This window comes from Kribbella sp. NPDC051770, from assembly GCF_040681455.1.
Classification (GTDB): Bacteria; Actinomycetota; Actinomycetes; order Propionibacteriales; family Kribbellaceae; genus Kribbella.
Genome location: NZ_JBFAYT010000004.1, coordinates 260,100 through 273,583, shown reverse-complemented (window position 1 = coordinate 273,583; position 13,484 = coordinate 260,100). Strand labels below are relative to the sequence as shown.

Here is a 13,484-nt window from a genome sequence, read left to right as displayed (position 1 = left end):
AAACTATCTTCCGGCAACCGTTTACCGCCGACTTTCCGCCGCAGTGGAACACATTCGTCGTACCGGAGGTTGCTGTTGGGCGGAAGCCGAGGCGATGGGCGCCGCGGCGACAGAGCGAAGGTGGGCGCAGTGGCCGAGGTGCTGGTGGTCGGGGGCAGCGGGGGACTGGGGTTGGCGATCGCCCGGAAGTACGCCGGGCAGGGCGACTCCGTGGTGGTGACGAGCCGGACCAAGACCGGTGCCGACGAGGCGGCCGCGCTGGTCGGTGGCGCGACCCGCGGGATCGCGGTCGACCTGGCGCAGCCGGAGACGATCGAGTCGGCGCTGGCCGAGATCACCGCGGTCGACCACCTGGTCGTCACCGCGATCGCGCAGAGCGGCAACACGCTGGCCGCCTTCGACCTCACCGACGCGGTGACGGCGGCCACGGTCAAGCTCGTCGGGTACGCCGAGGTGGTGCGGGTGCTCACCGACCGGTTCCGGCCGGGCGCGTCCGTCGTGCTGCTCGGTGGGCTCGCGAAGTACCGGCCCTACCCGGGGTCGACGATGGTGACCGCGACCAACGGCGGTGTCTCCGCGCTGGCCCGCACGCTGGCCGTCGAGGCCGCGCCGGTGCGAGTCAACGTGCTGCACCCGGGGGTCGTCGGCGACAGCCCGAAGTGGAGCGGCACGGACACGGCGCACGTCGCGGCCCGGACGCCGATCGGCCGCACGGTCACGGTCGAGGAGGTCGTCGACGCCGTCGACTTCCTGCTCCGCAACGGCGCCGTCAACGCGGTCGACCTGGAGCTCGACGGCGGGATGCGGGTTCTCTAGACCCGAGAAGGAACAGTGGCGGCCGCACGGCCGCCACTGAAGACGGCCAGCGCACTCACGATGTCCGCCACGAACACCAGATGCAGCACCGTGTTCACCACGCCGTACCGCGGACTCACTGCGCGCCGCCGGATCATCAGCGCCAGACAAGCGATCCCGAAGATCGACGTCGGCAGCAACATCAGGTAGGTCCCGATCACCGTCGGCACCAGCCCGGCCGATGTGAACGCCGCGACGAACGCGATCCCGCCCGGCCCGCCGAAGAAGATGATCGCCCCGCGCGTCACCACGATCGGCAGCAACGTCAGCCCGAGCACGAGCACCGCGCTCAGGACGAAGTTCTGCACGAACAGCGGGATCATCACCAGCTTCACCGTCCGCGCCGACCGCCGCAGCGCCTCGAGATCCCCGGCCAGGAATTGCCGCACAGCAGTCCGGAACGCGATCAGCGGAACCACCGGCAGCACCACGAGCAGCACGAACTCGGCCGGCGGAACGAGCGCCAGCCAGAACACCCCGGCCGCGAAGAACGTCCCCGGCGGATTCCACAGATAGATCACCGCGACGAACAGCAACCACACCGTCGCCAGCCCCGAGCCGACAGCGAGGACCCCGGTCAAAAGATTCCGCGAAACCCTGCCCGGCTCCCGCGCGACCCCGAGGAAATGCCGCGCCGTCTCGACCACGACGATCGTGCCCAGCACGTCGACGACGAAAAGAAACTGCAGCGTCAGATTGACTCCGAAGAACACCGGCCCGGCCGCGTCGTTCTTCCGCAGCACCGCCAAACACCCGACGCCGTACGCCGACGTCGGCAGGAACGCCAGATACGTCAGGACGACGAACAGCACCGCCAGCACGAACCCGTCGAGCCCGAGCCGGTCCAGGTCGTCGGCGCCCTGCACGACCACCGCCCCGGCGAGCGCGACGAAGTTCAGCAGAAAGAACGGCACCGACACGAGCTTCACGAAGTTCGCGGCGCGCTGCAGCGCGTCCAGGTCGCGCTGCCGGGTCAGCCGGGAGGCGTCGGCGACGACGACGATGCCGAGCACCAGGTGCACCGCGAGCCAGCACCCCAGTACGGCGTACGCGACGTGCAGGTCACCAGGATCGGAGATCCGGAACGGCCGCTTCAGCACGATGCCCGCGGCCACGACGCCGGTCAGGATCGCGCCGAGAACCAGCCATCCGCCGAGCACCCGGGCCGGCCCGGTCGTCCGCGTCATCTTCTCGCCCCCAGTGGTCGCGGCCGGTGCGCCGCCTGGACATCCTCGCGCCGGCGTGGGTCATCACCCGGGTGGTTGCCGGGGGCTACCCGCTGTGGGTGTGATCAAACCCGGTGGTCAGTTGATGTTCGAATAGGCCGTGTCGCGGGCCACCGGCAAAGTGAAAAGGCGCCTCCCGGATTCGGGAAGCGCCTGGAGGTGCTGGTCAGGACATGAGCCCTGGGATGGAGCGGGTGACGGGAATCGAACCCGCACTGTCAGCTTGGGAAGCTGATGTTCTGCCATTGAACTACACCCGCACGCCTGCAACGCAGTGGATCATACCCGGTTCCCAGGGCGGTTTGCACAGGGGGTGGGTTGGGGAGTTTTCCACAAAGCAGTGCCCAAGGGCTGGGCAGAGCGCCCGAACTCTGGCAGATTAGAACGCGTTGCCGGGGGCAACAATGGACGCAACGTGAGGATGCGGTCCTGACCAGGACCGGACAAGATGGTTGCGGGGCAACTGCAAAGAAGGGGTGAAGAGGTGGCAACTGACACTAACGACGCACTGGACAACCTGGAACGGGAGCTCGTCACGATGGCGCGCCGGCTGCGAGGTCTGCAGCGGACGCTGTCCGACGAGGCACACCCGGACCTGGAGCCGGCCCAGTACGCGTTGCTGAACCACGTCGAGGAACTGGCACCGGTGCGGATGGCCGACCTGGTGGCAGCACTCGAGGTGGACAAGGGGCCGGTCAGCCGGGCCTGCGCACGGCTGGAGGAGGAAGGCCTGCTCAAGCGGGCGGCGGACAAGTCCGACGCGCGTGCGACGCTGCTGACGCTGACCGCGAGTGGCAAGCGCAAGCTCGCCGCGGCCCGCAAGAAGCGGCACAAGGTGATCGAGGACCTGCTCAAGGACTGGTCCCCGACGCAGGTGAAGACCTTCGCCAACCAGGTCTCGAAGTTCAACAAGCTGGCCTGAGGCCGGTCCGACGAGCCGCCCGGCCCACCAGGTCGTGGCGGAGGCTGTTGCCGACGGCCCGTTCGGGTGCCGTGTTCCGGAGAGCTGAGGGGTCCGGACCGGGGTGTACCCGAGTCGACGGGGAGCGACCAGGGCCGTCGCCAGTACGTTGTTGTGAGCGGCACGGAGGTGTCCGGCCTGCCCTGTCCGGGCCGGCCTGCGCTACTGTGCCTGCGTGCTGCTCTCCGACCGCGACATCCTGGCCGAGCTCGAGGCGAAGCGGGTCCAGCTGGACCCGTTCGACGCTGCGATGGTCCAGCCGTCCAGCGTCGACGTACGCCTGGACCGGTACTTCCGGGTCTTCGAGAACCACAAGTACCCGCACATCGACCCGGCCGAGGAACAGCCCGACCTGACCCGCACGGTCGAGCCGATCGGCGACGAGCCGTTCATCCTGCACCCGGGCGAGTTCGTGCTCGGTTCGACGTACGAGCTGGTCACGCTGCCCGACGACGTCGCCGCGCGGCTGGAGGGCAAGTCCTCGCTGGGCCGCCTCGGCCTGCTCACGCACTCCACGGCGGGCTTCATCGACCCGGGCTTCTCCGGGCACGTCACGCTGGAGCTGTCGAACGTCGCGACGCTGCCGATCAAGCTCTGGCCGGGGATGAAGATCGGCCAGCTGTGCTTCTTCCGGCTCTCCTCACCGGCCGAGCACCCGTACGGCTCCACGAAGTACGGCTCGCGCTACCAGGGGCAACGCGGGCCGACACCTTCGCGGTCACACCAGAATTTCCATCGAACCGAGATCTGAGTTTTTGGCGTCGACTTCGTCGCCGCGGGTTTTGGGGCTTGATCGCCCGGTCTTCCCTCGTCGGTCGGTCGCTGCGCTCCCTCCCTCCTCAGTCCAGACCGGGCGGCCCCAAAACCTTTCCCGCCAGCCCTGTCTCAGCCGTCAGCCCACGGCCTTCGAGACGACCAGCACCTTCTCGGTGTTCCGCGGGGCCTTGTTGCCGGGGTCCAGCAGATAGACGCTGCCGTACTTCGAGACCATCGCCGGTGACTTCGGCTCGCCGTAGATCAGCGAGGTGTCACCCCAGCCGCCGAGGTTCCCGGACCCGTACGTCGGGGCGCCGCTGTCGGTCGGCGTCGACCCCTCGGTCGGCGTCGACCCCTCGGTCGGCGTCGCACCCTCGCTCGGTGTCGCGCTCGGGACGGCGACGTCCTGGCCGGTCTTCGCGTCCAGCAGGATCGCCTGCTCGTCGGCCGTCCCGTAGACCATCCCGTTGTAGATCGCGGTCACCTCGGGGACGATCCGGTTCGCGGTGGCGTCGTACTTCCACGCCACCTGGCCGGTGCTGTCGTCGAAGCCGACGATGCCCTTCTGGCCGTTGATCGGGCGGTTGCAGACCACCGCGGCGACGTGGTCCGAGAAGCATGCACCGCCGTCGGTCCGCTCCTTGGAGTCCGGCAGCTTCGACTCGACCACCGCACCGGTCGCGATGTCGACGGCGTAGAACGAGCTGATGTAGTGGTCCTTCACGTACCCGGTGCCTGTGAAGTAGGCGTGCTTGCCCCCCGACCCCTGCCCGCTCAGGTAGTTGATCGCCGGCACCGGCACGGTCTTCTTGACCGCCCCGGTGAGCGCGTCGACCTGGACGATCTGGTTGGTGCTGACGCCCTCGCCGACCTGGCCCTTCGCGGCCACGATCGTGCCGTTCAGGACCCCCGCCGCCCGGATGTCCGGGATCGTGGTCGCCTTCTTCGTCGCCGGGTCGGCGAACACGGTGAACTCGCGGATCTTCGCCGACCGGTCCGGTGACGACACCGTGACCCCGACCGCGATCTGCCCGGTCGCCGCGTCGTACGCCGGCCGGTAGAAGTCGGCGCCGCTGTTGCCCGGCCCGAGCAGCGTGCTCAGGTCGGCGACCGCGGTGGCGAGCACGTCACCCTCGGACGGGTCGATCCACTGGACCGTCACCTGCCCGTGCGACTTCTGCGTCCCGCTGCCCTGCACGATCTGCGTGTACGCCGTGGCGACGGCCTCCTTGCCGTTCACCTGCACGGCCAGCGGCGCGATGAAGTCGTTGGTCGTCGTGGTCGGTACGTCGGACGCCGGGACCTCCCAGCTGTTCGCGCTCAGCGTCCGCGCGGTCAGGCCGCTGCGCAGCGCGTACAGGGACGCCTCGCCGACCATGCCGGCCGCGATGCTGAACATGTTCGACTGGCCGGTGTTGCCCTGCGCCAGCGCCGACACCGGCGCGAACGCCTTCGGCGGGTCGAAGGTGGCCAGGTCCGGGCCGGTCGGCGTCGACGAGGCGGACGGCGTACCGTCGCTCGCGGAGGGCTGGTCGGTGGACTTGGAGTCGCCGCCGCTGCAGCCGGCCAGCAGCGTGGCGGCAACAGTTGCCATGATCAACGGACGCAACATTCGCTTGTCTCCCATGGCGTTCAGCCGATCGCTTTCAGGATCTGCAGGGTGCCGGCGATGTCGCTCGACAGCTCGCCCTCGCGCAGGTAGGCGGCGCCGTACTCGGAGACGCCGACCGGCGACATCAGCTCGAGGTCAGGAGTGGCCGGGAGCAAGCCCGCGCCCGGCGTGGCCGACGGGGTGTCGGTGGGCGTCGGCGTGTCGGTGGGCGTATGGTCGCCGCCCGGGGTGCTGCTGGCGTCGGGGGAGGCGGTGTCGCTCGGCGTACCGGTCGGGGTCGGCAGCGCGACGTCCTGGCCGGTAAGGGCGTTGATCAGGATCGGCTTCTGCTGGACGGTCGCGTAGACCATCCCGTGGAAGGCCGCGGTGACCTGCGGGACGACCCGGCCGGGGCTCTTCGCCGTGTAGCCCCACGTCTTCTTGCCGGTGCTGTCGTCGAAGCCGACGATCTCTTCCTCGCTCGCGCCGTCCTCGGTGTCGCAGACGACCGCGCTCCGGCCGTCGGCGTGGCAGTCGTAGCCGTACAGGTAGCGGGTCTCCTTCACCGCGGACTTGCTCTGTACGACGGTCCCGGTGGCCGGGTCGACCGCGTAGATGCTGCCGACGTACTCACCGAGGCCGTAGGCGCCGATGCCCTTGGTGTACTTCTGCCCGTACAGGTAGGCGTACTTGCTGCCCAGGGCGCCGGTCGGTTCGAGGCCCTCCAGCCCGGGCAGCAGCCCGGACTTGGTCACCTTGCCGGTGGCGGCGTCGACCAGGGCGAGCGTCCGCCGGGTGTTGTCCTTGCCCTGGGCACCGACCAGGACGCCCTTGCCGAGCCCGGCCGGCTTCATGAACGGGACCGCGACGCCCTTCTTCGTGCCCGGGTCGGCGATCACCGTGATCACGCCGGACTTGGCGCCGATCAGGCTGGCCGGGGCGACGCCGACCGCGACCTGCCCGGTGGTCGCGTCGACCGCCAGGTCGGTGAAGCCGCCGGGAAGGTTGCTGTTCACCTCGGCGTCGCCGAGCAGCGGGGTCACGTCGACGGTGGCCTCGGAGATCGGCTTGCCGTCGGCCGGGTCGAGCCAGCGGAACAGCGCCTGGACGCTGGGCTTCTGCGTCCCGCCGCCCTTCACCCGCTGGTAGTACGCGACCGCGACGGCGGACTTGCCGTCCAGCTGGACGGCGGCCGGCTCGGTGGCGTCGTTGGTGAGGACGCTCTCGTCGGTGGTCTCGCTGGTCGGCGTCTGCCAGGGCTTCTCGCCGGTGTTCAGGCTCTGGCCGTACGCCGCGCTGAGGCTGTTCGCGACGGCCGTCGTACCGATCATCGCGACCTGCGGAGCGAACGAGCTGCGGCCCTTCTCCTCGGCCAGCGACGAGGCCGCGACGGCCTGGAAGGCCTTCGGCGGGTCGAACGCCGTGGGGGCCGGCGGCGTCGGCGTACCAGTGGTCTGTCCGCCGCCGTCCTGCGGGGTGTCGGTCGACTTGTCGTCACCGCCGCTGCACCCGGCCAGCAGTGCGGCTGCGGCTGTGACGGCGAATACCTGACGCAACATCTTTCGTTCTCCCCGGGCCGTTACCGGCGGAACGCGAGTGTCCCGCCGCGCTCACGGAACGCTAGCAGCGCGACCGGTTCCCCGGAGGGGGTGCAGCGCACCGATCAGATTGCATCTTCCTGCAACCTGCGCAGCGGCAGCTCCTCGAACGCCACCGCCGCCAGCCCGCTGACCATCAGCCGCCGGATGTTCCCGTGCGCTTCACCTCCGGAATCGGCCAGCACGTCCCGGTAGTGCTCCCCGAAGGCCAGCAACGCCTGCTCGTCGCTGAGCCCTTCGAGCTTCGCCAGACCGAGCACCTTGCACGATCCCTCGTTCTGCCCCGCGGCGTTGTGCAGGTCGGCGTTGGTGAACGCCTGGGGCCGGTAGTCGTAGTGCTGGGCAACGAAGTCCAGCGTGCCGGCGAACTCGTGCTCGCCCGACTCGACACTGTTCAGGAAGTCCTTCAGGTTCGTCATGGGGTCAGCGGACCACAGACAGACCGGGCCTGCGGTGGCGGGGCTGGGGTTCGAGACGGTCGGCCAGCCGGCGCAGGGCGCCGGCCAGCTCGCGTCGCGGGGCGTTGACGCCGTACTGGCGCTCGTGGTCGGCGCGGTTCTGCTTGCGCAGGGCCCGCAGTTCGGCCTGACGGAGCTGTTCGGCGACCTGGTGGCGCGCGATTTCCTGGTGCTCGGTGATCATCGTGCTTGTCCCCTCGGTAGTCCCCGTGTGTCGATTTGTTGCCTCAGGCCCGTACGACGGTGATGTCGCCGGACACGGTGCGGGCTCGCAGGACCAGCGAGCGCTCTCCCTCGGCCGGCTGCTCGCTCGGCTCCAGGTCGCACTGGATCTGGCCGGTGACCGTCTTCAGGTCCAGGTACGTCGGCACGCCGTCCGGTACGCCGATCTGCACGTCCCCGCGGGCGGTCTCGGCCCGGACGCTCGGCCCGTCGGCCAGCTCGACCCGGACGTCACCGGAGCCGGAGGTGGCGACCGAGTGGTCGCGGATCCGCTCGATGGTGATGTCGCCCGAGCCGACCTTCACGGTGGTCGGAGCGGCCGCGTCACCGACCCGGACGTCACCGGACCCGGTGGACAGCGCGAGCTGGCCGTCGGCCTGCTCGATGTCGATCGACCCCGACCCGGTGTTCGCCCGGACGGCGCCCGCCGCCTGCTCGATCCGGATCTCGCCGCTGCCGGTGCCGGCCGCGAGCGTGCCCTCGACCCGCTCCAGCCGGATGTCACCCGACCCCGTCGACAGCCGGGACTCGCCCAGCGCCGCGCGGGCCGTGATGTCGCCCGACCCGGTCTTGATCCGCGCCGCCAGCACGTCCGGGGTCTGGATCACCACGTGCACCTCCGGCCCGCGCCGGTGGTTCTTGGTGGTCTCGACGACCAGCTCGCTGCCGGACAGCTTGTAGCGGATGTCGTCCTCGGTGCCGTGCTCGACGTCGATCTGGACCTGGGTCCGGTCACCGTCGACGGGCACGATCTCGACCCGTCCGGCCCCGATCTCGATCCGGACCCGGTCGACCTCGCCGGGCTCACCGACCAGTTGCGTGCTGAAGTCGCTCACTGCGCCCACCCCGTCATCCGCTGTCCCGGTCCGCGCCCACCGCGGCCCTGGTGGTTGCCCCGGCCCCGGTCACCGCGGTCGCGGCGGTCGCCACGCTCGCCGCGACGCTCACCGCGGTCGCCGCGCCGTCCGTCGCCGAACACGCCGTCCGGGCCGAACGGTCCGTCCGGACCGAGCACGCCGTCGGGGCCGAAGACCCCGTCCGGACCCAGCGGTCCGTCGGGCCCGAGCGGGCCGTCGGGTCCGAAGATCCCGCCGCGCGGTGCCCGCGGGGGCCGGGGCGGCCGGGGGCCACCGCGGCGGCCGCGGTCGCCGGTCAGGGCGGTCATCACGGTCCGCATCAGCCACGCGTTCGAGGAGATGCCCTCGGCGGTCGCGGCCTCGTCGACCTTGTTCTTCACCGACATCGGCAGCCGCAGGGTGATCCGCGCGGTCGGCTCGTCGGCGTCCAGGGCGAGGTCGGTCGCCGTGGACTGGTTGTCGTTGTCGTCGGTCTCGTCGTCCAGGTCGTCGTCCGCGCCGGTCAGCTGACTCGGGGCGGGGGTGACGACGAACTCGGGACGGCCGCCGGCCATCCGGAGCTCCACCGAACCGGGGGACAGCTCGCGGCTGATCTCCCCGGCGGCGTCGGACAGGGCTGAGATGAGGGCCAGGCGGCCCGCGTCATCCAGCGTGGCTCCGAGGCGCTGGGCCACGGAGCGGGTCTGGTCGTCGGCCAACGCGGTGGCGTTCTCCACGCTACGGCGGACCGACTCGAGGTAGTGGTCAAGTTCCATGACACAAGAGTGACGTCAAAGTGACGTCACTGTCAACCCCCTCTGATGTCACCCTGTCGTCGTGATGGCGTCGCGGGCAGAATGAGGGCCTGCCAACGAGAGGGGACCAGGGTGTCCAGAGGAGTGCTCGTCACCGGGGCGTCACGCGGCGTCGGGGCCGAGGTGGCCAAGGTGTTCGCAGCGGCCGGCGACCGGGTCGTGCTGCACTGCCGCGGCGCGGTCGACCAGGCTCGGGCGATCCTCGAGCAGCTGCCCGGCGAGGGTCATGGCGTGGTGGTGGCCGACCTCGGCGACCCGGCCGCGATCCCTGCCCTGGTTGAGGAATCGGCCGCCGTCCTGGGCCGGATCGACGTCCTGGTGAACAACGCCGCCCTGTACGTCGAGGAGCCGGTCGCCGGCTCCCGGCGGATCGGGCACCCGATCGCGGAGACGCCGTACGACGAGTGGGTCGCGGCCTGGCGGCGGACCCTCGCGGTCAACCTGGAAGGGGCCGCGCACCTGACCTGGTGCGTGGCGCGGCAGATGATCGACACCGGGCCCGCGGACGGCGTCCGGCGGGGCGCGATCGTGAACGTCGGCTCCCGCGGCGCGTCGCGCGGCGAGCCCGACGTACCGGCGTACGGGGCCTCGAAGGCGGGATTGCAGGCCTTCGGTCAGTCGATGGCGGTCGCGCTGGCGCCGCATGACATCACCGTGACGTCAATCGCGCCCGGTTTCATCGGGACCGACATGGTCGCGCAGCGCCTGAACGGCGCCGAGGGCGACGCGCTCCGGGCGCAGAGCCCGTTCAACCGGATCGCGACCGCCGAAGAGGTGGCCGCGGCGGTGCACTGGCTGGCGTCGCCCGGAGCGGGCTGGTCCTCAGGCGCCGTCCTCGACTTCAACGGCGCCTCGTACCTGCATTAGGGCGTGTCTCCCGATTCCCGCCTACTGCGCGGCACTCGGCACGGCACCTCGGAGCACTGGAGCAAAGACCACGATGGAAAAACATCGAGGCCTTCACTCCAGCACTCCGAGCTACCGCACCGAGCACCTGCTCGCTACGGCGGGAATCGGGAGACACGCCCTCGATCAGTTGACGATGTTCTTCTTGGCCGGCGCCTTGATCGTGACCGGGGCGCTGGTCGGGTCCATCGTCATCAGCATGCTGACACCCTGGAGATCGAACGAGAACCGGCGGGCCATCTTGCCGGCATCCAGCCACATCGAGTAGATCATCGTCTTCGGTACTCCGGCAGGGATCTTCTTCTTCTGCGCCTTGAGGACCGCGACGGTGTCGACGGTCAGGTCGTACCGGTCCAGCTTCAGCCCGCCGAGCGTCTCGGACTTCACGAACTTCACCTGGTGCAGCGCGCTCCCGAACGCCTTGAACGTCCTGGTCGGATCGCCGGTGCTGGCCAGTTCGCTGAGCTGCCCCATCGACGCGTCGGAGGCGTCGAGCTTGCGGTACTTGCCGGCCGGCATCGCCCCCGGGACCGACACGTACAGCTTCTCGCCGACCAGGACGATCTTCGCCGTCTTGCCCTGGAACGCCAGACCGGTCATCGACATCGACATCGCCAGCGGCTTGGTCTGCTGGACCGCGGTGATCGACATCAGCACCTCACCGCCCGCCGTCATCTTGCCCGAGGTGCGGTAACTGGTTTGCTTGGCCAGGGCGCTGTTCATCGCCGGCAGGAACGTGGCGCGGTTCAGGTGAGCGACGGCCGGCGCCTTGAGCGGAGCCGGCGTCGGCGTACTGGCCGGTGTGTTCGACGTGGTCGACGTCGTGGTGGACGGCTGGTCGCCGGCCTTCGGCTCCTCGCCGCCACCGCAGGCGGCGACCCCCAGAACCAGCGGTACCACGGCGAGCGCGGCAGCCGCTCGTGTACGAACCCTCACAGTGCGTTTCCCCTCCCAGGTGGATCGAACGCCGGATCCTATGGGCCCGGAGCCCTGCCTGGGAAGGGAAATTGCAGCTTGTTGCAACGCGCCCGGCGCGTCGTCCGCGCCGGGGCGTCAGTTCAGCGTGATCAGCTCTCGCCGCGCTTGACCGACGCGAGCAGCAGCTGCGCGACGTCGGAGACCTCGACCTCCTCGCGGGCCGAGCCGTCGGCCTGCTTCGCGGTCAGCCCGTCGGACAGCATCACCCGGCAGAACGGGCAGCCGGTGGCGATCTTGTCCGCGCCGGTCTCGACGGCCTCCGTGGTCCGGTTCACGTTGATCCGGGAGCCGATCTTCTCCTCCATCCACATCCGCGCACCGCCCGCGCCGCAGCAGAACGACTTCGTCTTGTTGCGCGGCATCTCGGCGTACTCGGCACCGGGGATGATCTCGAGCAGCTCGCGCGGGGCGTCGTACACCTGGTTGTGGCGACCGAGGTAGCAGGGGTCGTGGTAGGTGATCTTCTGCCCGTTCAGCGTGCTGTCCGCGGGAGCGACCGGGGTCAGCTTCTTCTCCCGGACCAGGCGGTTCAGCAGCTGGGTGTGGTGGATGACGTCGAGCTCGACACCGAGCTGGGAGTACTCGTTCTTCAGCGTGTTGAAGCAGTGCGCGCAGGTCGAGACGACCTTCTTCGCGCCGGTCTCCTTGAACACCTCGGCGTTCTGCATCGCCAGCTGCTGGAAGACGAACTCGTTACCGGCGCGCCGCGCCGGGTCGCCGGTGCAGGTCTCGCCGTCACCCAGTACGGCGAAGCTGACGCCCGCGATGTTCAGCAGCTCCGCGACCGCCTGCGTGGTCTTCTTCGCGCGGTCCTCGAAGGCGCCGGCGCAACCGACCCAGAACAGGTACTCGACCTCGGCCAGCGTCTCGACGTCGGTGCCGACCTGCTTCACCTCGAACGGCAGGTCCTTGGCCCAGTCCATCCGGCCGGACGGGTTCATGTTCCACGGGTTGCCCTTGTTCTCCAGGCCCTTGAACAGCCCGTTGAGCTCGGACGGGAACGACGACTCGATCAGCACCTGGTAGCGGCGCATGTCCATGATCGCGTCCACGTGCTCGATGTCGACCGGGCACTGCTGCACGCACGCGCCGCACGACGTACAGGCCCACAGCGCCTCCTCGTCGATGACGGCGACGTCGGCCGCGCCGACCAACGGCTTCTCCTGCTCGTCGAGCACCAGCTGCGACAGCGACTTGCGGTCGTCCTCGGCCGCCAGCAGGTACGGCGCCTTGGCGTACGCGTGCTCGCGCAGGTTCATCATGATCAGCTTCGGCGACAGCGGCTTCTCGGTGTTCCAGGCCGGGCACTGCGACTGGCACCGGCCGCACTCGGTGCAGGTGGTGAAGTCGAGCAGCCCCTTCCAGGTGAAGTCCTCGACCTTGCCGACGCCGAGCGCGGCGTCCTCGTCGAGCTCCTCGATGTTCTCGAAGTCGATCGGCGCGCCGTTGACCATGATCGGCTGCAGCGCGCCCAGCGCCGTACCGCCGTCGGCCTTGCGCTTGAACCAGATGTTCGGCCACGCGGTGAACCGGTGCCAGGCGACACCCATGGTCGCGTTCAGCGAGATGGTGATCATCCACGCGAACGAGATCAGGATCTTCACCATCGCGACCAGGTAGACGGTGTTCTCGAGCTGGTGCTCGGAGAGGTTCCCGAACAGGCCTTGGCCGACGAAGAACGTGCTCGGGAAGTGGAACTTGCTGCCCGCGCCGAGCTGGTACTCCAGCCCCCGCAGCAGCAGGATGCAGACCAGCACCCCGAGGATCGTGTACTCCACGTAGTACGCCTGCCAGGCCCGCGACCCGAAGAACCGGCTGTACCGCCCCTTCTCACCCTTCGGCAGGTTCGCCAGCCGGATCGCCATCAGCCCGATGATCGACACCAGCCCGGTCCAGGTCAGGAACTCACTGACCCACTCGAACACGAACCAGTGCCCGATCACCGGCAACGCGAAGTGCGCGTCGAACAGCTGCCCGAACGCCGTCACCAGACTCAGGAACAACCCGATGAACCCGAACGCCACGAACCAGTGCAGCACCCCGATGTGACTCCACTGCAGCATCCGCGTGTGCAGCAACGACTCCTTGGCCAGCGTCACCGTCCGCTGCCCCGGCGCATCCGTCCGCCGCACCGGCTGCCCGAGCCGAACCACCGACACCATGTGCCCGATCGTCTTGCCGAACAAGGCAACCCCGACCAGCGCCACCACCAGCGAAACCACGACCGCAAAGATCTGCATACCAGCGATGCTATTGGCTGGTTACCGACCAGTCATGTCGAT

General features: G+C 69.4%; 13 protein-coding genes and 1 tRNA gene. 4 read left to right on the top strand and 10 right to left on the bottom strand.

The window, feature by feature from the left end:
* Nucleotides 1-129 precede the first annotated feature (129 nt).
* Nucleotides 130-816, top strand: coding sequence for an SDR family oxidoreductase (locus AB0M01_RS16140; RefSeq protein ID WP_363669926.1), 687 nt, complete (start codon nucleotides 130-132; stop codon nucleotides 814-816).
* Here AB0M01_RS16140 and AB0M01_RS16135 read toward each other — a convergent pair.
* Nucleotides 813-2,042 (bottom strand): DUF6652 family protein, encoded by a 1,230-nt coding sequence (locus AB0M01_RS16135; protein WP_363669924.1) that lies wholly within the window; start codon nucleotides 2,040-2,042, stop codon nucleotides 813-815. The genes AB0M01_RS16140 and AB0M01_RS16135 overlap by 4 nt on opposite strands.
* A gap of 225 nt (nucleotides 2,043-2,267) precedes the next feature.
* Nucleotides 2,268-2,341, bottom strand: a tRNA-Gly gene (locus AB0M01_RS16130).
* A 224-nt stretch (nucleotides 2,342-2,565) separates the two neighbouring features.
* On the opposite strand from AB0M01_RS16130, the gene AB0M01_RS16125 reads away from it, so the two are divergent.
* Both AB0M01_RS16125 and dcd read left to right on the top strand, forming a co-directional pair.
* Nucleotides 2,566-3,003: a MarR family transcriptional regulator gene (locus tag AB0M01_RS16125; protein WP_237771578.1), complete on the top strand. Its 438-nt coding sequence runs from the start codon at nucleotides 2,566-2,568 to the stop codon at nucleotides 3,001-3,003.
* Between the two features lie 214 nt (nucleotides 3,004-3,217).
* The gene (gene dcd, locus AB0M01_RS16120) at nucleotides 3,218-3,793 is read left to right on the top strand and encodes a dCTP deaminase (protein WP_363669922.1); all 576 of its coding nucleotides are present in this window, start codon (nucleotides 3,218-3,220) and stop codon (nucleotides 3,791-3,793) included.
* 141 nt (nucleotides 3,794-3,934) lie between these two features.
* Here the strand turns inward: dcd and AB0M01_RS16115 are convergent, their stop codons facing one another.
* The 6 genes from AB0M01_RS16115 to AB0M01_RS16090 form a co-directional block, all read right to left on the bottom strand.
* Complete coding sequence (locus AB0M01_RS16115) at nucleotides 3,935-5,410, bottom strand: hypothetical protein (protein ID WP_363669920.1); 1,476 nt, start codon at nucleotides 5,408-5,410, stop codon at nucleotides 3,935-3,937.
* 20 nt (nucleotides 5,411-5,430) lie between these two features.
* The gene (locus AB0M01_RS16110) at nucleotides 5,431-6,948 is read right to left on the bottom strand and encodes a hypothetical protein (protein ID WP_363669918.1); all 1,518 of its coding nucleotides are present in this window, start codon (nucleotides 6,946-6,948) and stop codon (nucleotides 5,431-5,433) included.
* A gap of 104 nt (nucleotides 6,949-7,052) precedes the next feature.
* Nucleotides 7,053-7,406, bottom strand: a complete 354-nt coding sequence (locus tag AB0M01_RS16105; protein WP_363669916.1) for a HopJ type III effector protein — start codon at nucleotides 7,404-7,406, stop codon at nucleotides 7,053-7,055.
* Nucleotides 7,407-7,410: 4 nt separating this feature from the next.
* Nucleotides 7,411-7,629, bottom strand: a complete 219-nt coding sequence (locus AB0M01_RS16100; RefSeq protein WP_363669914.1) for a hypothetical protein — start codon at nucleotides 7,627-7,629, stop codon at nucleotides 7,411-7,413.
* 43 nt (nucleotides 7,630-7,672) lie between these two features.
* Nucleotides 7,673-8,503, bottom strand: a complete 831-nt coding sequence (locus AB0M01_RS16095; protein WP_363669912.1) for a DUF4097 family beta strand repeat-containing protein — start codon at nucleotides 8,501-8,503, stop codon at nucleotides 7,673-7,675.
* Nucleotides 8,500-9,279: a hypothetical protein gene (locus AB0M01_RS16090; RefSeq protein WP_363669910.1), complete on the bottom strand. Its 780-nt coding sequence runs from the start codon at nucleotides 9,277-9,279 to the stop codon at nucleotides 8,500-8,502. Before AB0M01_RS16090 ends, AB0M01_RS16095 begins: the two co-directional genes overlap by 4 nt.
* Before the next feature lie 111 nt (nucleotides 9,280-9,390).
* Here AB0M01_RS16090 and AB0M01_RS16085 point away from each other — a divergent pair, with 111 nt between their 5' ends.
* Nucleotides 9,391-10,185 carry an SDR family oxidoreductase gene (locus AB0M01_RS16085; protein WP_363669908.1) on the top strand — a complete coding sequence of 265 codons (795 nt, stop codon included), beginning with the start codon at nucleotides 9,391-9,393 and terminating at the stop codon, nucleotides 10,183-10,185.
* Between the two features lie 165 nt (nucleotides 10,186-10,350).
* Here the strand turns inward: AB0M01_RS16085 and AB0M01_RS16080 are convergent, their stop codons facing one another.
* Together AB0M01_RS16080 and AB0M01_RS16075 are read right to left on the bottom strand one after the other, a co-directional pair.
* On the bottom strand, nucleotides 10,351-11,160 hold the full coding sequence (locus AB0M01_RS16080; protein WP_363669906.1) for a hypothetical protein: 810 nt from the start codon (nucleotides 11,158-11,160) through the stop codon (nucleotides 10,351-10,353).
* A 131-nt stretch (nucleotides 11,161-11,291) separates the two neighbouring features.
* Entirely contained in the window at nucleotides 11,292-13,442 is a 2,151-nt protein-coding gene (locus AB0M01_RS16075; RefSeq protein ID WP_363669904.1) for a (Fe-S)-binding protein, read from the bottom strand.
* Between the last annotated feature and the right edge of the window lie 42 nt (nucleotides 13,443-13,484).

Coding starts and splice junctions, on each gene's coding strand:
- AB0M01_RS16105 (WP_363669916.1), bottom strand. CDS start 7,406: ATGACGAACCTGAAGGACTTCCTGAACAGTGTCGAGTCGGGCGAGCAC.
- AB0M01_RS16110 (WP_363669918.1), bottom strand. CDS start 6,948: ATGTTGCGTCAGGTATTCGCCGTCACAGCCGCAGCCGCACTGCTGGCC.
- AB0M01_RS16100 (WP_363669914.1), bottom strand. CDS start 7,629: ATGATCACCGAGCACCAGGAAATCGCGCGCCACCAGGTCGCCGAACAG.
- AB0M01_RS16135 (WP_363669924.1), bottom strand. CDS start 2,042: ATGACGCGGACGACCGGGCCGGCCCGGGTGCTCGGCGGATGGCTGGTT.
- AB0M01_RS16090 (WP_363669910.1), bottom strand. CDS start 9,279: ATGGAACTTGACCACTACCTCGAGTCGGTCCGCCGTAGCGTGGAGAAC.
- AB0M01_RS16115 (WP_363669920.1), bottom strand. CDS start 5,410: ATGTTGCGTCCGTTGATCATGGCAACTGTTGCCGCCACGCTGCTGGCC.
- AB0M01_RS16075 (WP_363669904.1), bottom strand. CDS start 13,442: ATGCAGATCTTTGCGGTCGTGGTTTCGCTGGTGGTGGCGCTGGTCGGG.